The organism is Paenibacillus oryzisoli, from assembly GCF_001653565.1.
GTDB classification, from domain to species: Bacteria; Bacillota; Bacilli; order Paenibacillales; family NBRC-103111; genus Paenibacillus_E; species Paenibacillus_E oryzisoli.
Window position 1 is genome coordinate 356 of the sequence record NZ_LYPB01000061.1, and the last position, 23,859, is coordinate 24,214.

Below are 23,859 nucleotides of genomic sequence, written 5' to 3' on the forward strand. Positions count from 1 at the left end.
GCGGGCACAGATAAGGCCCAAAAGGGGCCTTATCTGGCCGACCGACGACATCCGCGCGCACGTTCCCGAGCTTTAGCGCCCTTTTCGGGCGCTAACTGCATAGCCCTGCGGCTGCGGGCACAGATAAGGCCCAAAAGGGGCCTTATCTGGCCGACCGACGACATCCGCGCGCACGTTCCCGAGCTTTAGCGCCCTTTTCGGGCGCTAACTGCATAGCCTCGCGGCCGCGGGCAAAGATAAGGCCCAAAAGGGGCCTTATCTGGCCGACCGCCGTCAACCGCGCCAGCCTTCTCGAACGTTAGCTCCCTCTTGCCCGCCAGCCGGCCAACGCCAACACAAAAGGCGAGCAAGCTGATCATCAGCTTACTCGCCTTTTCCATTCTAATAAACGTCGCGTTGGTAACGTCCTTGCTCCTGCAAGCCAGCCAAGTACGCTTCAGCATCTTCGCGGCTTAACTTGCCTTCTTTTTCAATAATGTCGATCAGGGTGTTGTGAACATCCTTCGCCATGTTTTGTTTATCTCCACACACGTAGAAGTAAGCGCCACCCTCTAACCAAGCGAATAGCTCTTGGCTATTGTCCTGCATTTTATTCTGCACATACACCTTTTGCGCTGTATCACGAGAGAAAGCCGCATCGATTTTAGTCAGTGCGCCAGACTGTTGATATTGCTCCAGTTCTTCCTGATACAAGAAATCTGTCGCGGAATGCTGGTCGCCGAAGAACAGCCATGCTTTGCCTGTCGCTTTGCTCACGGCGCGCTCTTGAATAAAGGAGCGGAACGGTGCTATACCTGTGCCAGGACCAACCATGATAATATCTTGTTCCGAAGACTCCGGAAGGTTGAAATGTTTGTTTACTTGAACAAAGACCGGAACCGTTTCCCCTTCATTCAAACGCTCTGCGCACATGACAGAACATACGCCTTTGCGCTCGCGGCCGTGTGCCATGTAGCGAACAGCACCGATCGTAAGGTGAACTTCACCTGGATTAGCTGCAAAACTGCTTGCGATGGAATACAAGCGTGGCGGCATTTTTCTCAATAAAGCGACAATTTCGTGTGGGGAAGCATTCCAAGGTCCGAATTCGCTCAGTAAGTCAAGCAAATCACGGCCATCTGTGTAAGCTTTCAACTGCTCCGCATTTGCAACAAGCTGCTTCAACGCTTCATTATTCGAGAATTCAACAGCTTGCTGAACGATTTTCTTGGACAACAACGTCAGCTCGAAATGCTTCAAAAGCGCTTCTTTCAATGGAAGCGTTTCGTTCTGTTTATTAATGACAACCTCCGTGTCCGCATCCCACTTCATCACCTCAAGGATCGAAGCGACCAACTCCGGATCGTTGTCTGGCACTACGCCTAAGCAATCGCCGGGCACGTAGGACAATCCTGAACCTTCGAGCGAAAGTTCAATATGGCGTGTTTCTTTGCTGGAACTTGCTCCGTTTAAATTAATATTTTTCAATACTTTCGCTTGAAACGGATTGGTTCTAGAAAACAAGGATGGTACTTTTTCGACATCAGTAACTTGCATTTCTCTTCACTCCAGAAATTTTTTTATTATTTAGAATATCACAAGCTGAACAACTTAGATATGCTTATTAAATAATCCTATTATGAATTTTTAACTTTTTCAAACAAATTAAACAATTTGTCATTTTCAAACAGTAATCTTCTGATCCCCTATACTATTCCCCGCTTGAAATTACCAATAAATATATCATTTATATAACTATTACCACATAAATAAAAACATAAAAAAAGGCAGGGATTCCGCCACAGCGTCCCCCTCACCTAAACCTATTTTACAGCTATGAAATTATTGTTTATATTCCTTGGCATGGTAAGGGCCGCCCTCTTTCATTACCGTCCACAAAGGATCTGTATCATCTTTCATGGAAAGCATCATGCTATCATGCCATTCATTTAGCAAATAAATCGCTTGCTTGCATATATCGCTTCTTTCTTCCGCCAGATTGTACTGTTCATAGGGATCATTGTCCAGATCAAACAGCATCTCCCTTGGAAATCCATGGTACCCGTCATGATAGGTTCGAATATAGAGCCATTTCTCGAATCTGACACTCCGCTGACAAACATGCGCGCACTGCGATACGACCAAATACGGTCTACCCGTATCCGTTCCTTGTGTAATACTTTCGGCATAGCTTAGGCCATCCCATGAGTCCGGTTTAGATGTTTGCAGCAGACTAGCCAGTGTAGGCGCGAGATCTAACTGATAATGAAGCCCCTCATCTACGCTGCCTTGGAGACCACCAGGCCATCGGATGATCATTGGAATGCGACAGGTTCCCTGATCGGCAGTACCGTGTTCGGAATAGATCCCTAGTTCCCCCATGTTCTCCCCGTGATCCGCACTAATAATAATGGCTGTTTCTTCTAGAATGCCTAGTCGATCAAGGGTCTGAATGACTTTCCCAATATGCTCATCCATATACTGAATGGCACAATCGTAATTATCGATGAGGGTTCTTAAATCGTTGTGTTCCTCTATCATCTTGTCGTGTCTCGAATGTTTATAGTAATGCGAACGAGCGAGCTTATTCATATCTTGAATACTATGCTGCCCTTCTTTGAGCATGTGGTTTTGAAAAACATCTTCCGTAAGCCAAGCAGGCATGGGCTCATTAGCAAAAGGGTTACCAAAGTCATCCGGCGCTCGATAAGGGGTATGGGGATCCCAAAAATTCAAATGCAGGAACCAATCCTCAGACTTTGCATTATCCTCTAACCATTTAAGAGCTACAGGCAGCACTTCTTCAGCCGATTCGCCGCCTTTGCCACCAACATTGAGTACTTCATTAAACCCTGCATTAAAGGTCCATACGGAATGTCTTTCCGCAAAAGTGCTGATTGACGCTGTCTTCATACCTAATTTTCGCAATACACCTGGAAGGCTTTCCGTGGCCAATCGGTCACCAAACCCTCGCTCTGCTCCTTCGCGCCTCATATCCGCAGCAGTTCCCCCGTGTCCAACGACTCCGGTATGAATCCCGAATTTTCCTGACATCAATGCGGTTCTAGATGGCATACAAGGCGCATCGGAACAGTAATAGTTGGTAAATCGCACGCTTTCTTCTGCGATACGATCAATATGTGGTGAAGTTGCTCGATGGTAACCGTAACAACCGAGATGATCGGGGCGCAAGGAATCTAAATCCAAATATAGTATTCTCATCGATTTGTATCCTACCTTTTGATGTCATTTATAGTTTATGTAATGGAAACGTTAGCCTTTAACAGCTCCAGCAATCCCATCTACAAAGTAGCGCTGGAGGAATAGAAAGATAACAATAATCGGGAGTATCGCGATCGTCCCACCTGCTGCAATACCCGTCCAGTCAACGACGTTCTCCCCTCGTAATGCATATAAGCCTACGGCTAAAGGTCGAAGATTAGGTGAGCTTAGCGTTAGGATCAAAGGAATCATAAAAGAATTCCATGACCAGATAAATTGCATGATCATCACACTGCCAACGATTGGTTTGGATAAAGGAAGCATAATGGTCACAAATGTCCGTATAAACCCACTGCCATCCACAATGGAAGATTCTTCTAACTCCTTAGGGATCTGACTAAAGAAGGTGGAGAAGAGCAGGATAAAAATGATATGCGCCCCGCCAGCTTCAGCAAGAATAACACCTAGTAAATTGTTCATCAGTCCCAAATGTTTGATTAAATCATAGATCGGGATAATCGCGAACTCCATAGGGACGAACATGCTAGAGACCAATACTCCCAATACGAACTTTTTCCCTCTAAATACATACCTGCCAAGCACGTAACCACAAGTAGCCGTAGCGACAAGTACAATAAGGATGGTACTGACGGAAAGGATCACACTATTCAGAAAATAACGTTCAAAGTTCGCTTCGTTCCAAGCTCGAATGAGATTCCCCATGTGAAAGTTATTCGGCATCAACTTTAAACCGTTAGCAAAAAATTCACTCTGTGTTTTGAACGCTGCTGATACCATCCATAAGAATGGATAAATCCAAACTAGACAAAATGAAGTCATCACGATGTGAAATAAGGATAGTCGAAAGATCTTCATGATTTTGCACGACCTTTTATTCGTTTAGTCAGCACAGATTGGATAATGGCTAGGAAAATAATCGTTACTGCGAAGAAAAGGCCCGCTGCCGATGCATACCCTAATTGGGGCAGTCCCATTTCACTAGAGAAAGCGTAACGATAAATATAAGTGGACACAACATCCGTGGCAAAGAAGGGGCCCCCGTTGGTCATTGTTTTAATCAAATCAAACACTTTCAGTGAATTGACGACATTTAGCAATAAAATGACAGCTCCGATAGGCACCAACAGAGGCACTGTTATATGAACAAATAATTTCATCCCTCGTGCTCCATCTACTTCGGCTGCCTCATAAATATCCTTAGGAATATTCTGTAGACCGGCAAGCCAATAGACCATGTTAATCCCTAGATTTTTCCACACGGATATGATGATAACCGTAAACATCGACCATTTGGCATCACCTAACCAATTAATGGGTGTATCTAGCAAACCTATTTTCAAGAGCGCATCATTGACTGCTCCATCACTACCCCATATGAAAACCATGATAATACCGACAATCGATGTCGTTGTAACCACTGGCAAGAAAATCAAGGTCCGATAGATGCTGGCTCCCTTTAACTTGGGACGATTCAAAATAATAGCTAGCACTAGTGGCACCAACAGATGCAGTGGAACTACGCCTAACATAAATTTAAAGCTATTTTTATATGCGTTCCAGAAATAGGGATCCTTCGCCACATCATAAAAATTGTTCAGTCCGACAAAGGTTGAATCTGTTGTTAGACCTGACCAATCCAGCATCGCATAATACAAGCTGGCCGCAATGGGCCAGCCTTGAAACAGAACGAAAAGGACGCCAGTAGGAATTAGGAATATCCAACACCACATTTCAATTCTCCACTTGGTTTTCATGCTGCGTGAACTCCCTATCATTGAATTGACTTATAATCTTGTACGGTGTAGTTCTTGTCAGAACTCCAATTTGAGAATATGAAATCATTTTTATCTACCTTGGCACCTTCCGATTTGGCCTTCGAAATCGCTGTATCCAGGGACTTATTAATATTATCGGATAACTGTTTAAGCGTAGCCGTAGGATCTTGGATTGCCCCGGATACGATAGCTTGCATAATATCGCCTACACCTGGTTGAACATCCTTGTAATTGCTATACACACTTGCAAGTTCTGGATTCCTGATTTGTGGGTTAGGCACGGATCGTGAAAACTTCTGAACAATGTCATAATACTGTTTAAACTGTGGAATCTCCGAGGAACTTTCGTTTACTTCTTTTAAAATGGAGAAGCGATCTCCTGCTTTAACTAGCACCGCCTGGTAATCTTTACTGAAATACTCTTTTAAATATAGGGCAGCTTCTTTCGGATGTTTCGTTGTTTTGGACATTCCGATCCATGGACTAAAGCTTGATCTAGGCAAGAAGCCTTGCTGACCACCATCCGGAATAGGTGGCGCCATAACTCCGAAGTCCAAGTTAGGGTTGTCGCGTTTCCATACGCCAATGGACCATTCGCCCTGTAAAATAAAACCAGCTTGCCCTTCCCCAAATAAGGCTCGAGCTTCAGGAGCAGATATGCTCATCGTCTTCGGATGGAAGCTACCGTCATCTTTCATTCCCTTGTACAAATTCATGACATCAACGACAGCTTTGCTATCATAGCTCGCACTATGAGTAACCAAACTAATCGGTGATTGCTGATTGAAGCCGCTGCCGCCTAATGCGGACCAATCCATAGCCGCTAGTTTCCATCGTCCGATTTGTTTGCCGCCCTCGATAATACCGTAAGCTTTGCCTTTACCTGCATCGGTAATTTTCTTAGCCGCTTGGCGGAATTCCGTGTATGTCTTCGGCGGGTTTTCAGGGTCTAACCCAGCATCTCGGAAAAGCTGCTTATTATAATACACAAGTGTACTAGGTACGCTCGCAAGTGCAGGAATCGTGTAGATCTTCCCATTCAACATGGTCGCCCCTTCAACAAATGCACCGTCAACGAACTTGTTCTTAAATTCTTCATCTATATAAGGATCTAAAGGCTGATACCATTCCCCTTTAACCGCCATACTCAAAGATACATTGTTGGGAATTGGGTATAAATCCGGTGCATCTCCCGATTTAATTGCCGTTGTAATTGTATTCTGAAATTGATCAACGCTCATTAGCGTATATTCAATTTTGATATTTGGGTATTTCGCTTCAAAATCTTTGATAAATTTCTCACGGAAAGGTTTCTCACTATCTGCCCAGTCCATCACACGCAAGGTGACCTTTTCTCCAGTTGTCCCTGTTGTTGCAAGCGTTGCCGTGCTATTAGCATCCGAATTTGAAGCCGAACAAGCTGTTATACTTTGTACAATACATACAGTTCCAAGTAGTAAGGCAGCATATTTCAGTTTTTGTACCAATGGTATATCCCCCTTTGTTTTGAACAATATTGATAGATAACACTTGCTAACAATTAGCTCCAGTGAGAACCGCCACTAGAACCTCCTTCCCTTCACGTTAACTATTATGTTATCCTACAACTTATCCTCAGACCATGTAGGCACGATTCCACTTTTTGTACTTTTGATACTTTTCCGAAAATTACTTGGGGACATCCCGAACGATTTCTGAAAAATTCGGTTAAAATGCGATGCGTCATAAAAGCCGCATTGCTGAGAAATGAGCTCAATGGTGTTCTCTGGATTTTCCAACATTCTTTTTGCCTTGATGAGTCGCATTTTCTGAAGCATCTGCATCGGCGTTAGATCATAGACCTGTTTGAATGCACGGCTAAAATAAATAGGATTCATATGGTAAATTTCCGCTAATTCCTCGCGTGTAATATTGCGTTCCAGTCCCTTCTCAATATAATGAAGCGCATAATTGAACCGAGTAATCTCAAACGTCTCCCTAGACTTACGTTTTTCTCCTATCTTGGAACTTTCTATAATTTCATGCAACAGAAAGAGCGCCAGGAAAGCAGATTGGACCGAATAGTGGTCCGCCTCTTTTTGCGCCCATAAGTCTTGAAGTTCATCGAACTTTTTTTCATACAGAGCGGTATCCCTAACTTTTATAACTTTATCGAGAGGAAATGCCTGCAAGAAATCGACTCCCTCCCTGACATGTAATTTCAAACTTAAGAGATAATGAATACCTTCTTCCTGTGAAATTACATTAAAAGGTGTGTTGGGGCGATTAATCATCACATCTCCGGTTTTGGCTACATACTCTTTTCCATCGTCCGTCGTGATAACCTCCCCTTTTTTGATGTAAGATACCGTAAGGTAGGAATGACTAATATCAAACATAATCCGGGAGTAGTATTGTACTTTTTTCACATCAAACAATGTTATGGAAAATAGATCGTTTACTTGAGTCGACATCGTTTCACTCCTTGCGTATCTATACGTAGCACACTACATTCGACAATTTCCTCATACTTCCTCTGTGTTCCCTGTATTCATGTTTTGAGCTAAGTAGGGGATTTAACGCAATGAAAATACCTGTTTCATCTCTTGATCTGTCTTATGCTTAACATATAGTTGATGGTTAATGATTGCTTTTGTAAAGCATCTAGCATCGATGTTATGCTGAAAGAACATGAACTTTAGAGAACTATAAGGCAAACATACAAATTATGCCCAGTCAATCAGAGAGGAGAGGACAATTTGTGGACCGTACGAATTTGCCAATCGATATGATGATGCATGTTCCCGATTATCGGCTCGAGCCGTTTCACCGGCATAGTATGCTGGAAATCGGCTGCTGCTTGGAGGGAGAAGGCGTATTTCATTTTGGTCATAAGAGCTATCCCATCAAGCCTGGTGATATTTATGTCGTGAATCCGGTCGAACCGCACCGCGCCCAATCCGATCCGGACCAACCAGCGCAATTTCTGTTCGTATTCTTCGAACCTTCCATCTGGCTGCACACCGATAAGGAACTGCTCCTGCCATTTCTATATCGCCCAGAAGGTTTCGAGAATCGTATTCCCGCTTCGGTAGCGTGCGCAACTGGCATGAAAGAAGCGCTTCTGATCATGTGGAACGAATACTGCCGCAGAGACCCTGGATTTCACTATATGATCAAGGGACACCTGATGAATATCTGTGCCTCCCTCCTTCGTTACTACAATCCGTCGCCAGACTTGCTAGAAGCAAGCAATGTTCTTAGCGCATATCGCACACTCAGGCCAGTTATTCAGTTCTTAGAACAGAACTACCATGACCCACTCACAGTAAACGATGTTTCATCTGTGCTGCATCTGAGTCCCTCTCGTACACAAGTCCTCTTTCGGGAAGCGGTTGGCATGGGCTTCGCCCAATATCTACGTTCTGTCCGCGTACATGCCGCGAAGGATCTCCTCATTCGCACGTCCCTGCCCGTGACGGAAATTTGCCAACAAAGCGGCTTCCAGAGTCAGGCCGCCTTCTATCGTGCTTTTGAGGATCAAGTGGGTATGAAGCCTTCTGATTATCGCAACCTATTAAGTGGTATTTTCAGTTGAAATCGAGAAGGTTTCAGTGCGTTCTGGGAAGCGGGTCTCTCATGCTATTCGTTATAATGAGATCAAACCAATAATGGAGGCCGATTCCAACTATGCTACTATCCCTTCCTTTCCTAAAAGACCAGCTCTCTGTCATTCTCCGCAATAAGTTTGCCCAAGGACATGACACATCTGGCTATTTGCATCGTCTTGAAAGTTTACCGACGAGCTATGATGCTTATTTCACATTTGCACAATCACTCTCAGAAATGCCGCTGCGGCTCGACTGGCCCTACTATGAACCCGATACAATTGAAGAGATTTGGAAGGAATGCGATCCAGCGAGACCTCTAGGCATACAAAGAGCGGTGAATATTGAGGAGAGCTCACGTCGAGTTGAGACGGCATTTCTCTCCTCTGTGTGCGGCTCCATGCTCGGAAAGCCGCTGGAAGTAAATCCGAATTTGTACGAGATGCGCGAAGCCTTCACGAAAGTCGGAGAATGGCCCATTCGGGATTACATATCTGATGAGATGCTTCGTTCGCTCGGCAAACGCCATTGGTCCTGGTTCGAAACAACACGTGATCGCATACATTGCGTAGCTCCTGACGATGACATCAACTACACGCTGATGGGCATGCTCGCACTCGAGCAGTTCGGGACAGCTTTCACACAGCTCGACCTCCGCAATCTATGGCTCCATCACCTCCCTATAAGCACGACATGGGGACCAGAGCGCGTTATGCTCCTCCGATCTGGGCTTAGTTACTTAGAGCATGACAAATCGCCAATTCCGCTCGAAGAGATTCAGCGTTGGGCAGATGTGCTGACGCCAGACAGCGAGCTATGCGGCGCTGCTATCCGCGCTGACGCCTACGGTTACGCCTGCCCGGGCAATCCCGCTCTCGCGGCTGAACTTGCTTGGCGCGACGCGAGCTTCACGCACCGCCGTACGGGTGTATATGCAACCATGTTCTTGGCGGCTGCGATTGCCGCGGCTCAGGTGTTGGATGACCGACTAGCAGTCATTGACACTGCTCTGCAGTTCATCCCGCAGCGAAGTCGCTTCTACGAATCGGCCTCGACTTGTCGAGACATCGTCATCCAATCTGGTGATTGGCTTGAAGCATATGACGCCATTCACACACGATACGGTGAGTTTCAGCATTGCGGTATCCATCAAGAAATCGGTACACTCATCAACACGTTCCTGTTCGCCGAGAATGTAGGCGATGGAATATGCAAGCAAGTCGCGCAAGGCAACGATACAGACAGCTTCGGTGCAAGTGTCGGCTCCCTGCTCGGTGCCTGGTTCGGTCCCGAAGGCTTGGACCGCGATCAATGGATCGCGCCCTTCCAGAACACAATCCACACAGGTCTCGCATACTTCTACGAGCAGTCGTTGTCCAAGTTGGCGGCTCGCTTCGGACGTTTGCCGCAGATCGTTAGCGAAAGGAGGCATAAGATCCTACCGAGCGAGCTTTACAATCAGGAGAACATCGTATAATCATCCCATTGACAAGGCACTCACCTTAGCTTAGAATAAAATTAGTACCTGATACTAATATCTAGTACCAAGTTTATTCTAAGCCTATTCCAAAGGAGTGTCTCACATGCCTTCCTCATATCCCTTGCAAGCGCGAATCTCTGCCATTGGCACGTATGTGCCCCATCGCATTTTAACCAACGAAGCGCTTTCCCAAATGGTAGATACAAACGATGAATGGATCGTACAACGCACTGGTATTCGAGAGCGCCGAATAGCTGAAGTGCATGAATTCACTAGCCATTTATGTATAGCAGCTGTGCAAAACCTAATCGACCGATACCCAAATTCCATAGATGGGGTAGACCTCATCATCGTATCCACACATACGCCAGATTTATCGTCGACGCCTGTTGCCTGTCAGGTTCAAGCCCACTTCGGCTTCCAAGCCGCGGGGGCCTATGATCTCAATGCCACGTGCGCGGGCTTCGCCTACGCGCTTCATACCGCGAGTGCGCTCGTTGCAGCCGGAGGGCATCACAAAGTACTCGTGATCGGCAGCGATGCGTTATCTAAGATCACAGATTACACAGACCGATCCACTTGCATCCTATTCGGTGACGGTGCTGGTGCAGTGGTCGTTGAACGCGAAGAAGCTAAGCCGGCCTTCCTCGCTTATCACATGGGGTCTGATGGTACAGGCGCCAAGCATGTGTACCGAACAGGTCTAGCTACAGAGCTGAATGGGGATACGCTGCTAGGGGAAGGGAAGCTTGTCCAGAACGGACGCGAAGTGTATCGTTTCGCGGTTTCGACCGTTCCCGTGGGCATCGAGATGCTGCTGCATAAGAGCGGCTTGCCACTCGAGGCCATCGATTGGTTCATCCCTCATAGCGCGAACTTGCGAATGATTGACTCCATCTGTGAGAGGAGCGGTATCCCGATGGACAAAGCGCTGTACAGCCTTGAATACTTCGGCAATACTTCCGCCGCCTCCATCCCACTTGCGCTGGATTTGGGGATCAAAGATGGCAAAGTGAAAGTCGGCGACAATCTGTTACTATATGGTTTTGGCGGGGGCTTGACACACGCAGGTGTAATCGTGCGTTGGGGGTAAATCCAGCCCTATTTGCTTCCTGCAGCTACACATGCTTATTCATCCACGGCTTGCCTGGTTTGCCAGTAACAGGCTTACGAGCAGACTGTTTCGATAATTTCATCATCATCACATGCTGATAATCGCTTATCGACTTTAGATTCGCTGCGACATGACCTGCTAGATGTTCAGAACCTTCTACATGATCCGCTACAGATTCAATGATTCTGCATAATGCTCGCTGGCTCCTAGCCAGCGAGATCAACATATGCAGCTCCACCTGTTCTCGATTCCATTCCTTCACAGCTTTCCATCCTCACCAAATGGGAGTAACTGGCCAAATTCCATGTCATCCGCAGCCCCTAAGGCTGATCCTATTTGATTTTTCCCAAGTAACGCCTTCATCTGGTGATTAAGCGCATTTTCCAACTTGGTTAAGCCGCCTATAAGATCAATAACACTCTCATGGACTTCACTAGTAACCTTCATTTTATGGTCATGCCCTTCCAAATTGGCCCCATTCATATGCTGACAAATCCAGTTTTGTGACTTCGTTGCTTCAATGACTCTAGCTTCCAACATCAAACTAATTTCGTATTGCAGCTTGGCTGTCGCATCTAACATTTGCATATAGAGATCTGTTCTATCCAACGTCGTTCCCTCTATTCTTCATCAGGTACCTGTATTTCTTTCATCAGTATTTCTGTTTGCATGGCTATAGCTTCTTCTAAGTCAGCAAGACTATTTAAATAAGCCGTTACGTTCTGAGTCAATTGCAACGCCCGCTTCTGCAGCATCTCTAATCCAGCAAACTCCGGGTGAGAGTCCGGCAGTTCACCCGCAACGACCGCCATCTGTGTAGAAATATGCCGATGAGCTTCTAATATGTGGGCCATCTGGCTATGTGAAGCCGTAATATGGGAAATAATCTTCGTCACCCGCTCCTCCACGGCTACGCCTCCTACAACCTTTTTCACTCTACGATATGCGGCCTATTGTAAATCGGTGCCTAAATGAACCGGTAGGGATCCACGCCCCATTTATCCATGAATTTTCGCCGATTACGTCTTAATAGCTTGCGACGAGCTTCATTGCCATTTTTCCTGAAACTTACGCTGCCGCGATGATAAATGAAACAATCTCCTGTAATGAGCAGCCGATAACCAGCTAATCGAACCCGATAACAGAAGTCGTCATCCTCGAAATAACCGGGTGAGAACCGCTCATCCAACAATCCGACCCGCTCGAACGTATCTCTGCTAAAAAGCAAACAAACCCCTACCAACCGATCGGTTGGCTTCCATAATGATGGGTTCACTCGGTTATATTTCCTAGCCATCCGCTGCGTCGTTGTGAAGCGCTCTCGAATTTTCTGCTTGCCATTCGCATAATTGGTCATCGGACCGACCATACCGACATCCTCGGCGCTATTCAAGCAGTTTTGGAGATGGGGAAGCCAGTTTGGCGTGACGATCGTATCGTTATTCAGCAGCATGAATAGATCGCCGGAAGCAAAGCGAAGCCCATAATTACATGCCGCTGGGAAACCAAGATTATGGGGGTGGGACACCAGTTTCAGCCTCATCTTGCGACAGTAGGCCAGCGTGCCATCCGTTGATCCATTATCTACGACGATGATCTCATAGGGGACAAAGGTATGTTTACGAATCGAAGCCACACAAGCCTTCAATAAAGCCAAACCATTATACGTAGGAATAATAATGCTTGTTACTTGCATACTCATTCCTCCTTAATGATCTCCCTTTTTCGAATCAGGTCTGGAAAATCAATCCGCTCGCCTCTTTCCCTCATCGCACACTCAAGTGCCTCTACATGATCGCCAATGCCTTGTTGCAACTTCTCTGGCCCAGGTTCTTTCTGCCATCCCATGGTGGGAATACTCGCTTGTGAAGTGATATGCAGACCAGCTAGAATCGCATGGATAAGCGCTTTGGGCGGCACCATTAATTCGTTATAGTCTACATGGTTCAAAGCATGGCGCGAGAGGGCATGCGGAACGTCGGACAGTGAGTTTGCTTGTAAATCTGGCCGATTAAACGAAATATTGAGGAACTGTTTCATCACCGTCAAAGCGTCCCATTCAGCAAATGGAGGCAAATAGGGTGTACGATTATTAAGGGCAATATGTGCCCCTCGTTCAATCTCTTGTAGGAATGGAATCACATGTTGAGCTCGAATGACTTCCTCACCCTCTAGGAATAGCAAGATATCTGATTTGGATAATTTCGCGCCAATCGCTCTCCCGACATGCGGTCCGATCCGCTCTGGATAATGGATAATTAGCGCATCCGATTTCCCTCTTATCCGCTCTAGCGTGCGATCCGTGCTTCCGTACACAATGACGATGATCTCATGCAGAGGCATGCGGTTCAATTCTTCAAGCACCTTGCCGATGGTCCCTTCCGCATTGCGTACCGTAACGATTGCACCGACTTTCGCCTGTGTCGGAAGAAGTATCCAGTTAGGTGCCTGTCTACCGACGGCTTCATAGTAGCCTGCTGAATAGCCATTCGAAGCGGCTGCATAATTGGATACCCCCGTTAGCTGAGACTGTGACTGCAGCCACTTAACCCAGAATGGATTAACTGATTTCTTGCCATACACGCGTTTCCCTTTCGCTTGGGCTAGCGCATCCTGCCGTCCCGCTAGATACGCCTGCTTTCTCCAAGAAAGCTCTATATCTGTCTGGGATCGAATTCGTTTCCTAATGCTCGTACGTCGCACTGATTTCTTTACTGTTTTCCTGCTCACATGCACGCGAACAGCCATATGTCTACGAACTGTTTTCTTCCTGATCGCTTTCACCTGTTCACCTCAATCATCTCTCGAATTCGCAGCTTATCCTCGTGAAGAGCTCGAACATCGGTTTTCCCAATAACCCAGTGCACAGCTTCCAGATGGTCACCGACAATCAAATCTCCGACAGGGTCCCCTTCATCCACGCTATATCGAACTCTATTCCGACTTCCAACTTGAATATATTTGACAGCTTGCACACGCAAACCGCGCTGAATCGCTATCGCTTGAGCAAGCGGAGGTACAGCTAAATGCTCAGCTCCAATAACGTTCAGTGCATTCCGACTCATCGCATGGGGAATTGTCGTCATCGAGGTCCCTTTCAAATCACTGCGATTTAGAATCGCATTCAATGCATATTTGGCTACAACAACTCGGTGTACATCTGTCGTTGCAATAGCGCCAATATATTTATTCAATGCAACATCTACACCTCGTTGGATCGCTTCAATCAACGGACTCATTTCCGCTGCTGGAATAACGAAATCCGCATCAACGAATAACAAAATATCGCCTTTCGCTTCCCTTGCTCCTACAGTTCTTCCCACATCATGTCCGAAACGCTGGTCATAAGAAACCACTTTGGCACCCGCTTGTTTCGCAATCAGTTTGCTGCCATCCGTCGAGCCATTCTCGATAACGATAACCTCCGTACGGGGATGCACACGAAGCGCCTCTTGAATAACCTTTCCTAGTGTATTAGCTTCATTGCAAACAGGAATGATAACTGACACAAGGGGTTTCTGAGAGAGATGGGTGGATGCCTTAGCCGATTTATTAGAGAGATGGCGGGAGCTTCTGCGGGGGATTTGTTGCACAATTTGCTTAGTTTTACGCGGTATACGCGCTTTGCTCATTCGTTCTCATCTCCTGTCCTTGGCGAAGTACTCTAATACTTATTCTATGATCTTCTTTGAAAATAGGGAGGGCAGAAGCCGCAGTCTCGTAAAACAGGCTGACTCCCTTGTACACCTTTGTCATTCACTCTGTAGGATCTATGTATTCTTAGAATATAGACATGCAACTCCTAATGGAGCGGATAAGGCAGGATCCCAATTGCGAATCCCAGCCTATTCGCTTCTACTTTGAACCATTTCTCATGTGCAAAACTATACGAGTGGATGCTCCATTTCCCATGCATACCCTTGATTAAACCCTAAACCGTAGCCTTCGTTATACGCTGTATTGTAAGCATGCTGATACGCTTCCATTACTCGTCTACTTCTTGGCGATCTGCGGACACCGCGAATGACTTTACGACGCCTTGGAAATCTGCGCAGCTGACGAATCACACGTCCTTTTCGTTTTCCCCTTAAACGGCTCTTCGGACGGTATTTCTTGATAACTCGGTACTTTTTGAGCACCGGCGACCGCTTCTTACGACTCTTTCTAACGATGGCCAGCTTACGTGGCCTCTTTTTGGTAATCACGCTTCATTCACCTCATTTATTCTTGTTGCCATTACCTAGGACCGAACACAATACTCAACATGGTCATCAATCGATTCGTGTAGGTATGGTCGCGCAGCGTGCGGTAAAGTCCGCGCAAGGCTATTTGCTTACGTTCTTCCTCATGGATTAAATAATGATTAATTTTGTGAACGAGCTCTTCGGGTGAAGAATATGTGACGATATCATAATCAGGGGTATAGAAATTAACCAGGTCACTCCGGATATCTGTCAATTGCATCACACCACAACCGGAAATTTCGAAAGTTCTCGGATTCGGTGAAGCCCCTTGAATACGACGACTATTATGATTATAGGAGTGATCATCGAAGGCTCTGTGCATATTGATGACAATTTTAGCGCCATTGTAGGCATCGGCCGTTTGCTCAGGCGTCATCCACGTATTTAACTGAATCTGTGGAGCGAGCATCTTAAAATTGCGTAGACGTTCCCACCAAATGCCAGAGATCAGGATGCGTTTTGTTGCTAAATGTGGAGCAATTTGATCAAACACGGCTACGCGATTCCAATAAGCAGAACCGATGAAACTTACATCCCGCTGCAAGCTGACGGGAGCTGGCTTCGGTTTGAACATCTCCGGTTGAAAACCTAGCGGCAAATAATGTACCTGCGCACAACCCATATCCCGATAAAGCCCCACACAGTTTATTTCTAACGTGAACATATAATCGTAATGTGGTGCATAAGAAGCCGTGAAATCCGTATAATACGGATCATCCGTTAGCCATACCGCCGTCCGAATACCCATGCTGCGAACACGAGCCACGGTATGCAGCGGCAAATTCATGCCATCAAGGACAAGCATCAGGTCGGGTCGATGAACCGTAGCCAACCTTTCAACGCTAGCCCGCGCATTCCCGACTCGAATCGGATCGTTGTCCATATTCCCGACAATGAGTTCACGTACCAGGGGACGCAAGGCTTCAATAATGGCTCTATCCAACGGACTATACGGAAAGCTTTTCCCCGATGTTACATACAGAACGCGTACGTCCCACACAGGTCTAGGTGCTCGGTCGCGTATAGCCTTCTGCATAACCGCCTCACATAAACCTAAACGAAAACCATTCGGGTACCCCGATTGATAGCCATCTGCATGACCTTGTTTCCTTGCCTGATCCAAATTCCGAAATTGCATCCTTTTCCCTCCCTTCTAGGTAAAAATAATGTCCAAAAGCTTGGCTAAACGCGGAGCATACGTATGCTCCAAAATCGTTCTTCGCAACGCATTCGTTGCAATACGCAGCCTTTCTTCCTCATGCAACAGATAGTGGTTAATCTTATGGATCAGTTCATTCGGATGCTCGAACGTTTCGATATCATGACCTGGCGTATAATAGTTCACCAAGTCTGAACGCCGATCCGTAATTTGCAAAGCACCGCATCCTGATATCTCATAAGTTCTGGGATTAATTGAGTAACCCGGCAAATTTCTGCTATTTTTATTGTAGGTTGCATCATAGGTGAGGCGGTGCATATTGAGCACGATTTTGGCGCCATTGTAATAATTCACTGACTCCCGCATAGGAACCCCTTGTAGATGAATGCCATGCTTAAATTGTGAAAAATGTTGCAATTGATTCCATAGCGGTCCCGCAAGTATGACCTTGCGACCAGCTAAGTAAGGTGCAATCGTATTAAACAGAGCAATACGATTGGGAAAGCCTACGCCAATAAAACAAACATCGCTTCTATATTCATGGCCCACCTGCATCGGTTTAAATAGGGATTGGCTTGCCGCTAACGGCAGATAGTGCACTTGCTGGCAGCCCGCGCCTTGATATAACGGGATGCATGACATTTCATGCGTAAACACATAATCATAATGCGGGGCAAGCGGGGTCGAGTAATCCGTGAAGTACGGGTCATCTGCGAACCAAATGGCCGTACGAATGCCCATCATTCTGATCCCGTCGATGTGAGCAGCATGATCTGCCGGGAATACATGCAGACCATTCATCACCAGAACGAGGTTTGGCCGCAGTTCTGCAGCCACACGAAGCATATCCGCCGCTGTTGCGGTGTGCACCACACGTACAGTCTGCTGCAAGCCTTCGATAATGCCTGTATCAATGGCATCGAAACCTTGTGGAATAAATAACACACTCACCTCGCGGATCGGGATACCAGCTGGTTTGCACGTATCCAGTACAAATTGGCAGCGTCCCATCCTTCTTCCATGCTCAATCCCCAGCTGTAGTCCCTTGTTCCGACCTTCCTTCGAACCAACTACTCGTGACATGTTCATTCACACCTTCTTCTCCTTCGCAAGGTCAACAGATTCGAAGTAATCCAACTGCAGGAAAAAATGTAACGCAGAACGCCAATCCCGTAGCGGTGTCAAACCATTCATCGTGATGGCATGATCCAGGAATGCTGAATACATTGGCCTTGCCGCGGGTAATGGCGGAAAAGCATCCGTATGGACAGGAAGCAAGCTTACCTGTGCCAATCCAGCTTCTTGTAGAATTTGCTGAGCAAACTCATATCTCGAGCACTCTCCTTGATTCGAAGCATGGTACAAACCATAATGCTCCGTTTCAATGAGGTTTCTTATGAATAGCGCTAAATCCAAGCAATACGTTGGTGAGCCAATTTGATCATCGACAATGTGCAGGGGGCCACCGCTGCGTGCTTTCTCTATAACCTTCGTGACGAAATTTGTCCCTTTACTTCCGTATAGCCATGACGTACGCACGATGTAGTGTTTCCGGCATGTCATGCTGACGAATTTCTCGCCTAGCAATTTGGACTGTCCATATATATTGATAGGATTAGGCGCATCGGCTTCTGTATACGCACTGCCTTTCCTCCCGTCAAACACATAATCCGTACTGACATAGACGAGCTTTGCACCGATTTCTTCGCATACCTGTGCAAGATGCAAAGCTCCCATGGCATTCACCTGATAAGCATTCTCCTTATCAACTTCAGCCTTATCCACGTTCGTATAGGCAGCGGCATGCACGACAACGTGAGGTCGTTCTTGTCGAAGCTTCTCCGTAACTTCGCGCTCATTGCTTACATCGAATTGCTTTCTAGGCCAGGCAACAATCTCATATACAGGTCTTAGTACACGATTCAAATCATAGCCTAACTGCCCGCCAGCTCCTGTAATCACTATTTTCACGTTGGATCAGCTTCTTTCTCCTCACGGTACGAACCGTCAGCAATGCGGGCACACCATTCGGTTTCCTGTAAATACCAAGCCAACGTCATGGGAAGCCCCATCTCAAATGGGTAAGCTGGCACCCAACCTAATTCACGACGTATCTTGGAGCTATCAATGGCGTAGCGCCGATCATGCCCAAGTCGGTCTGCAACAAATTGAATGAGCGACGTCGGTTTGCCAAGAAGCTTCAGAATACGTTCGACAACTTCCAAATTGGTTCGCTCGTTCTGACCACCAATGTTGTACACTTGACCAGGAACACCGGCAACAATAACTCGCTCAATCGCGGAACAGTGATCATCCACATACAACCAATCTCGTACCTGTAAGCCATCCCCATAGACAGGGATTGTTTCATTACAAAGAGCACGTGTAATTAAGAGTGGAATTAGCTTCTCGGGAAATTGACGGGGACCATAATTATTCGAGCAGCGTGTAATCACCGCTGGGAATCCATACGTTTCATAGTAAGCTCTAACGAGCAAATCCGAGCCTGCTTTACTCGCGGAATACGGAGAATTCGGTGCAAGGGGTGTTTCTTCACTAAAAGCTCCTTCTGCCCCAAGCGTTCCGTACACTTCATCTGTAGAAATATGAATAAACTTCTTAACCTGCGCTTGCCGTGCTGCTTCCAGCAAGGTTTGAGTGCCGACTACATTCGTTCTCACAAAACTGCCAGGGTCATGAATACTTCGGTCCACATGCGATTCAGCTGCAAAATGAACAACCACATCAATCCCTTGCATCCATGTCTTCATTAGCGTCTCGTGAGCAATATCACCTTGTACAAATTGATAGCCAGCTTGCCCCTCGAACATTCTAGTGTTGTCCCGATTTCCTGCATACGTCAGCAGATCGACATTGATCACATGATCGTTCGGATGATGTTTCTTCCAATAATGAATGAAATTACTTCCAATAAATCCCATTCCTCCAGTTACTAGCAACGACTGCATTAGCTGTGCTCCTTCCGAACTAAAAGAGTGGCTTGAAAGAGCGATTCATGTGTTCCCGCATCAATCCACCATCCTTTTAGCAACATATGAGAAAGAATGCCTGATGCGGCATACACATTATTCACATCTGTGATTTCCATCTCGCCTCTTGCCGATGGAGATTGTGATTTAATAATGTCAAAGACAGTAGAGTCATATAAATAAATGCCTGTCACCGCAAAAGGAGACTTCGGATGCTCCGGCTTCTCTTCGATGACCGCAATATGTTCGTTCTTCATGAGGGCTACACCATATCTGCGGGGATCTTCTACCTCTTTCAGAAGTACCATGGCTCCTTCCGCTTGTTGATTATAGGAATCAATGAAGGGTTGAAGGGAATCTTGGAATAGATTATCTCCCAAAATAACCACGAACTTTTCACCTTTCTCAACGAAACCCTCCGCCAAAGCCAAGGCTTGCGCAATACCTCCTGGTTTCTCTTGAATCTTATACGTCAAATTAACGCCAAACGCATCTCCACTGCCCAGAAAATCTACATATAAGCCAGCAGATTGTTTCCCTGTGATCATGAGAATATCCTGAACTCCTCCCTGGCATAGCTTATCAATGGCATATTGAATCATGGGCAGATCACCAACCGGAAGCAAATGTTTATTAATAATTTGAGTTAAAGGACGTAAGCGACTTCCCGTTCCTCCTGCAAGTACGACACCTTTCACAAGTCATCCCCCTTCACAATCGTTCGTAAGTTCCTTATGGTGCGTGGTTACATCCATTTCTGCTATCATATGCTATGATGATAGACGGAAATTGGACGAAAACCTCTAATTTGAAAATTGGTCATCTATCTACTAATATCGTAAACATAAGAAAAAACGGTAGTCTCGCATTGTGTGCGAACTACCGTTTCGTATTCTCCTCTTGCAAGACTTCCTATCGTCTTCCATTAATTCGTATTTCCAATGGCGATCCAGTTCACAGTCCCCTGTTGATCATGAGAAAACTTAGCCCGAATAATGGACAGTACCGCGCTCTCCTTCGACTTTTGGCTCACAATGACATAACATGCTGGATGATTCGTAATCGCTGTCAGTACATAATTGGTATTCGCGTATTCCTCTTCAAAATGGAGAGTCAGCTCAATAGTCTCATCCTGAATCTTCATACTAAATGGCTCAAGACCGAATTGTTGCAGCACATGTCGTTGCTGAGAAGAAGAACGAACAACAGCATCTGCAAGTTTTGCCACAGTGAGCGTTGCGTCTGCGATATGTTGATTCGTAACAGTACCCGCTTGAATCTTCGTTCCGTCGACGCAGCCTTCAGCAAGATGATAATCCGTCACCGCACCTTCAGCCAGCTTATAACTGTCTACACTGCCATCTGCTAGTTTCGTTGTGTCAATTGCGCCATCGACGATTATGCTGCCGTCGATGCTATTCGCAGCTAGTTTCGATCGAGATACAGCCTCATCGGCAAGGTGACTCTCATTTACGGCACCTAGCGCAAGTTTACTGCTGTCTACACTATTGGGCGCTAATTTCGCAAGACTAACCGCTTCGTCTTGCAAATGCTCGCTTCCAATCGCTTCTGAAGTAAGCTTGGAACTATCCACACTGGCATCGAGCAGTTTCCAGCCATCAATCGAACCTGCGGCAAGATGGCTGCTCGTTACAGTTCCTAAGGCCAGCTTTTTCCCATCTATAATGAAATCTGATAAATGCTCGCGTTGAATCGCGCCATAGACGATTTTGCTGCTATCTACACTACCTGATGCCAGCTTTGTGGCACCTACAGATTGATCTGTGAGATGCTCACTGCTCACTGCACCATCTGCCAGCTTACTTCCATCCACACTTGCCGGGGCTAACTTAGTTCCATATACAGCATGATCTGCCAGATGGTAGTTATTTACCGCTCCTGACACTATTTTATTACTATCCACCGAGTTCACAGCTAATTTCTCACTATCAATAACACCTGCAACGAGATGCTGATTGCTCACAGATCCATTGGCGATCTTCGTTCCATTCACCGCACCAGGGGCAAGATGTTCGTCATTAATCACACCTGGAACGATTTTCGTACCATCGATGCTCTGATTCGCCAGTTTGTTGCCCACAACAGCACTTTCTGCCAAGTGTTCACTATGAATGGAACGATAGGCAATCTTAGAACTTATCACAGAACCATCTGCCAAATGTCTGGAAACCACGGCTGCAGGTGCGAGTTTGCTGCCATGCACACTTTCATTCGCCAATTTCGACGCTGTGATCGCACCATCAACAATATGTTCCGCATTGACTGCTTTGTTCGAGATTTTGGCACTATTTACACTGCCGTTAGCCAGCTTATCAGATGTCACCACATCATCTTCAAGCTTCTCATTCGTAATCGCTTGATCTTCAATGATTTGCGTTGTCACCGAGTTAACTTGAAGATGGTGTGTACCTACCGACCCGTTCGCGAGCTTCTCATTCGTGACTGCGCCATCGGCCAAGGTTTCTGTAGAAATTGAATTCTCCTGCAATTTGCTGCCTACCAAGCTTCGATCAGCGAACACATCCAGCGTAATAGAACCTTGTGCTAGATGAGCAGACGTAATTGACGCTTCTCTGATATGAACCCCATCGATAATATCATCTTGCAAATGGCGTGATTCAATCGACATCGGAGCTATTTTCGCCGTAGTTACCGCTTCTTCGGCAAGCTTACTCGTCGTGATGCTTTCTTCTTGAATATGTCTCGTCGTGACCGCTTCGTCAGCAATATGGTTGCGATGAATGGCATGCAGATCGATTTGTTTCTCGCCAACCGCCCCTTTGACGATATGGCCTGTAGAAATAATTTCATCCTGCAAATGAGCGGCATGTATCGTGCGATAGGCAATTTTATTGGACGTAACACTTTCATCTTTCAGTTTCGAATTGACGACACTGCCCTCTGCCAATTTATCGGTAATGACAGATCCCGGAGCGATTTTAGCGCTGGATATCACATTGTCCTCCAAGTGATCAGGACGAATAATATGTGAACCGATGTGCTTGGCGATAATGGCACCTTGCGCAAGTTTATCCGTAGTAACCGCTCCATCTTGCAATTTACTACTCGAAATAACGCCATCATTTAAATGATTCGACTCAATCGCTGATAGCGTGATATGTTTGCTCCCAACGATTTTATCCCCCAATTTGGCTGCAGTAATCGCACCATCTTGAATGAGCTTCGTTTCAATGGCACCTTCTCCAATATGTTTGGTCCGAACCGCCTGATCAGCGATATGGTAACTGTTAACTTCAGCTCCTTCAATATGAACCCCTCTCACCGCAGATTGGGCGATATGCAGCGTATCTACAGCTTGCGGAGCTAACTTCGGGCCTGTGACAGCTTGATCTGCTAGCAAACTGCTAGTAATCACTTGATTGCCCAGATGCTCTGTTAGAATGCTTTCTCCCTTAATATGGAGAGAGCTAATACTGCCCGTGCTTAACTTTTCTTCTGTAACAGCACCGTCTCTAATTTTTGCTGTCGTGATCGACACATCCATGAGCTTTGCAGTATCAATGATGTAATTAGCCAAGTGCTTCGTCTGTACAGCACCACTGAGAATTTTATCTGATGTAATCGCTTGTTGATCAATGAGGTCACTCGTAATAATCAGTTCAGATAGATGTTGTGGCAAAATAGCGCCGTCGGCCAGTTTGGTCGCATCAACTGACTTATCTGCTAGTTTGGCCGTTGTGATGCTGGTATCCAATAGTTTGTTGCCCGGCAACGAGTTTTCTTGAATTTTATCACCCACGATACTGTTAAGAGCAACGTGCTCATCATATATCGCATGATTGGCGATTTTGGGACGGGTAACACTTGCTGGAGCTAACTTTGTATGCTCAATCGCGCCATCCTTGATCGATCTGGCACCGATACTGAACGGTTTAATTTTCACCTCGTCAATGGCCCTGCTTGCAATTTTGTCCCACGTTACAGCTTCATCCACAATGTCGTCTGTGTAAACAACCGGGTCAACGAATTTACCTGTTTTACGCTCGATCAGTAATAAATCAGGTGTGATCTGTTCGGTAACCTTCGATACCTGCATAACTTTTTCTGTTTCCACTTTCTCCGTAGGAACCACATTAACTTTCGTTATTAGTTTAGAAGGATCTCCCACTTTGTCTGACTTCGTAGGGGATTCATCAAGCCATTTCAATTCATTCATACTGGAGTTCACTTTATGCACGTTCGCCTTCTGGCCAGTACTGCTCTTCCGCTTGTTCATTGGACTCCTCTCCATTCCCAAGATTTATCA

The 23,859-nt window shown here is 46.1% G+C and carries 22 protein-coding genes; 3 read left to right on the forward strand and 19 right to left on the reverse strand.

The features are described from left to right. Positions 1 to 381: 381 nt before the first annotated feature. The 6 genes from A8708_RS13025 to A8708_RS13050 all read right to left on the reverse strand — a co-directional run bounded on the left by A8708_RS13025 (position 382) and on the right by A8708_RS13050 (position 7,450). Complete coding sequence (locus A8708_RS13025) at positions 382 to 1,536, reverse strand: sulfite reductase subunit alpha (RefSeq protein WP_068663999.1); 1,155 nt, start codon at positions 1,534 to 1,536, stop codon at positions 382 to 384. A 285-nt stretch (positions 1,537 to 1,821) separates the two neighbouring features. Then, a complete protein-coding gene (locus tag A8708_RS13030; RefSeq protein ID WP_068664001.1) occupies positions 1,822 to 3,201 on the reverse strand; it encodes a sulfatase family protein in 1,380 nt (459 codons plus the stop codon). 51 nt (positions 3,202 to 3,252) lie between these two features. After that, positions 3,253 to 4,077 (reverse strand): carbohydrate ABC transporter permease, encoded by an 825-nt coding sequence (locus A8708_RS13035; RefSeq protein ID WP_068664003.1) that lies wholly within the window; start codon positions 4,075 to 4,077, stop codon positions 3,253 to 3,255. Continuing rightward, positions 4,074 to 4,976 (reverse strand): carbohydrate ABC transporter permease, encoded by a 903-nt coding sequence (locus A8708_RS13040; RefSeq protein ID WP_204787525.1) that lies wholly within the window; start codon positions 4,974 to 4,976, stop codon positions 4,074 to 4,076. The genes A8708_RS13035 and A8708_RS13040 overlap by 4 nt, the downstream gene beginning before the upstream one ends. A gap of 17 nt (positions 4,977 to 4,993) precedes the next feature. Beyond that, complete coding sequence (locus A8708_RS13045) at positions 4,994 to 6,484, reverse strand: ABC transporter substrate-binding protein (protein WP_068664008.1); 1,491 nt, start codon at positions 6,482 to 6,484, stop codon at positions 4,994 to 4,996. Between the two features lie 114 nt (positions 6,485 to 6,598). Beyond that, entirely contained in the window at positions 6,599 to 7,450 is an 852-nt protein-coding gene (locus A8708_RS13050) for an AraC family transcriptional regulator (protein WP_068664010.1), read from the reverse strand. 287 nt (positions 7,451 to 7,737) lie between these two features. Between A8708_RS13050 and A8708_RS13055 the strand changes: the two genes are divergently transcribed. The 3 genes from A8708_RS13055 (at position 7,738) to A8708_RS13065 (ending at position 11,157) form a co-directional block, all read left to right on the forward strand. Continuing rightward, positions 7,738 to 8,574, forward strand: a complete 837-nt coding sequence (locus A8708_RS13055) for a helix-turn-helix domain-containing protein (RefSeq protein ID WP_167355883.1) — start codon at positions 7,738 to 7,740, stop codon at positions 8,572 to 8,574. A gap of 92 nt (positions 8,575 to 8,666) precedes the next feature. Beyond that, the gene (locus tag A8708_RS13060) at positions 8,667 to 10,061 is read left to right on the forward strand and encodes an ADP-ribosylglycohydrolase family protein (protein WP_068664012.1); all 1,395 of its coding nucleotides are present in this window, start codon (positions 8,667 to 8,669) and stop codon (positions 10,059 to 10,061) included. Between the two features lie 106 nt (positions 10,062 to 10,167). Beyond that, complete coding sequence (locus A8708_RS13065) at positions 10,168 to 11,157, forward strand: ketoacyl-ACP synthase III (RefSeq protein WP_068664013.1); 990 nt, start codon at positions 10,168 to 10,170, stop codon at positions 11,155 to 11,157. 25 nt (positions 11,158 to 11,182) lie between these two features. On the opposite strand, the gene A8708_RS13070 is transcribed toward A8708_RS13065, so the two are convergent. The 13 genes from A8708_RS13070 to A8708_RS13125 all read right to left on the reverse strand — a co-directional run bounded on the left by A8708_RS13070 (position 11,183) and on the right by A8708_RS13125 (position 23,829). After that, positions 11,183 to 11,440 carry a hypothetical protein gene (locus tag A8708_RS13070; RefSeq protein WP_082927474.1) on the reverse strand — a complete coding sequence of 86 codons (258 nt, stop codon included), beginning with the start codon at positions 11,438 to 11,440 and terminating at the stop codon, positions 11,183 to 11,185. Beyond that, complete coding sequence (locus A8708_RS13075) at positions 11,437 to 11,787, reverse strand: hypothetical protein (RefSeq protein ID WP_068664014.1); 351 nt, start codon at positions 11,785 to 11,787, stop codon at positions 11,437 to 11,439. Before A8708_RS13075 ends, A8708_RS13070 begins: the two co-directional genes overlap by 4 nt. Positions 11,788 to 11,798: 11 nt before the next feature. Beyond that, complete coding sequence (locus tag A8708_RS13080; RefSeq protein WP_082927475.1) at positions 11,799 to 12,086, reverse strand: hypothetical protein; 288 nt, start codon at positions 12,084 to 12,086, stop codon at positions 11,799 to 11,801. A gap of 59 nt (positions 12,087 to 12,145) precedes the next feature. Next, positions 12,146 to 12,874, reverse strand: a complete 729-nt coding sequence (locus A8708_RS13085) for a glycosyltransferase family 2 protein (RefSeq protein WP_068664015.1) — start codon at positions 12,872 to 12,874, stop codon at positions 12,146 to 12,148. Positions 12,875 to 12,876: 2 nt separating this feature from the next. Then, complete coding sequence (locus tag A8708_RS13090; RefSeq protein WP_068664016.1) at positions 12,877 to 13,962, reverse strand: glycosyltransferase family 2 protein; 1,086 nt, start codon at positions 13,960 to 13,962, stop codon at positions 12,877 to 12,879. Next, positions 13,959 to 14,810 carry a glycosyltransferase family 2 protein gene (locus A8708_RS13095; RefSeq protein WP_068664017.1) on the reverse strand — a complete coding sequence of 284 codons (852 nt, stop codon included), beginning with the start codon at positions 14,808 to 14,810 and terminating at the stop codon, positions 13,959 to 13,961. The genes A8708_RS13090 and A8708_RS13095 overlap by 4 nt, the downstream gene beginning before the upstream one ends. A gap of 252 nt (positions 14,811 to 15,062) precedes the next feature. After that, positions 15,063 to 15,383: a hypothetical protein gene (locus tag A8708_RS35435; protein ID WP_157264748.1), complete on the reverse strand. Its 321-nt coding sequence runs from the start codon at positions 15,381 to 15,383 to the stop codon at positions 15,063 to 15,065. A gap of 31 nt (positions 15,384 to 15,414) precedes the next feature. Next, a complete protein-coding gene (locus A8708_RS13100; protein ID WP_068664019.1) occupies positions 15,415 to 16,560 on the reverse strand; it encodes a CgeB family protein in 1,146 nt (381 codons plus the stop codon). Positions 16,561 to 16,575: 15 nt separating this feature from the next. After that, positions 16,576 to 17,670 carry a CgeB family protein gene (locus tag A8708_RS13105; protein WP_068664021.1) on the reverse strand — a complete coding sequence of 365 codons (1,095 nt, stop codon included), beginning with the start codon at positions 17,668 to 17,670 and terminating at the stop codon, positions 16,576 to 16,578. Further along, positions 17,671 to 18,552: a dTDP-4-dehydrorhamnose reductase gene (gene rfbD / locus A8708_RS13110; RefSeq protein WP_068664023.1), complete on the reverse strand. Its 882-nt coding sequence runs from the start codon at positions 18,550 to 18,552 to the stop codon at positions 17,671 to 17,673. Continuing rightward, positions 18,549 to 19,550: a dTDP-glucose 4,6-dehydratase gene (gene rfbB, locus A8708_RS13115; RefSeq protein ID WP_068664025.1), complete on the reverse strand. Its 1,002-nt coding sequence runs from the start codon at positions 19,548 to 19,550 to the stop codon at positions 18,549 to 18,551. The genes rfbD and rfbB overlap by 4 nt, the downstream gene beginning before the upstream one ends. Continuing rightward, positions 19,550 to 20,269 carry a sugar phosphate nucleotidyltransferase gene (locus A8708_RS13120; RefSeq protein ID WP_068664026.1) on the reverse strand — a complete coding sequence of 240 codons (720 nt, stop codon included), beginning with the start codon at positions 20,267 to 20,269 and terminating at the stop codon, positions 19,550 to 19,552. The genes rfbB and A8708_RS13120 overlap by 1 nt, the downstream gene beginning before the upstream one ends. Positions 20,270 to 20,496: 227 nt before the next feature. After that, positions 20,497 to 23,829, reverse strand: a complete 3,333-nt coding sequence (locus tag A8708_RS13125) for a WIAG-tail domain (RefSeq protein WP_068664028.1) — start codon at positions 23,827 to 23,829, stop codon at positions 20,497 to 20,499. Positions 23,830 to 23,859 lie beyond the last annotated feature (30 nt).

Coding starts and splice junctions, on each gene's coding strand:
- A8708_RS13025 (WP_068663999.1), bottom strand. CDS start 1,536: ATGCAAGTTACTGATGTCGAAAAAGTACCATCCTTGTTTTCTAGAACC.
- A8708_RS13030 (WP_068664001.1), bottom strand. CDS start 3,201: ATGAGAATACTATATTTGGATTTAGATTCCTTGCGCCCCGATCATCTC.
- A8708_RS13035 (WP_068664003.1), bottom strand. CDS start 4,077: ATGAAGATCTTTCGACTATCCTTATTTCACATCGTGATGACTTCATTT.
- A8708_RS13040 (WP_204787525.1), bottom strand. CDS start 4,976: ATGAAAACCAAGTGGAGAATTGAAATGTGGTGTTGGATATTCCTAATT.
- A8708_RS13050 (WP_068664010.1), bottom strand. CDS start 7,450: ATGTCGACTCAAGTAAACGATCTATTTTCCATAACATTGTTTGATGTG.
- A8708_RS13060 (WP_068664012.1), top strand. CDS start 8,667: ATGCTACTATCCCTTCCTTTCCTAAAAGACCAGCTCTCTGTCATTCTC.
- A8708_RS13065 (WP_068664013.1), top strand. CDS start 10,168: ATGCCTTCCTCATATCCCTTGCAAGCGCGAATCTCTGCCATTGGCACG.
- A8708_RS13085 (WP_068664015.1), bottom strand. CDS start 12,874: ATGCAAGTAACAAGCATTATTATTCCTACGTATAATGGTTTGGCTTTA.
- A8708_RS13095 (WP_068664017.1), bottom strand. CDS start 14,810: ATGAGCAAAGCGCGTATACCGCGTAAAACTAAGCAAATTGTGCAACAA.
- A8708_RS13100 (WP_068664019.1), bottom strand. CDS start 16,560: ATGCAATTTCGGAATTTGGATCAGGCAAGGAAACAAGGTCATGCAGAT.
- A8708_RS13105 (WP_068664021.1), bottom strand. CDS start 17,670: ATGAACATGTCACGAGTAGTTGGTTCGAAGGAAGGTCGGAACAAGGGA.
- rfbB (WP_068664025.1), bottom strand. CDS start 19,550: ATGCAGTCGTTGCTAGTAACTGGAGGAATGGGATTTATTGGAAGTAAT.
- A8708_RS13125 (WP_068664028.1), bottom strand. CDS start 23,829: ATGAACAAGCGGAAGAGCAGTACTGGCCAGAAGGCGAACGTGCATAAA.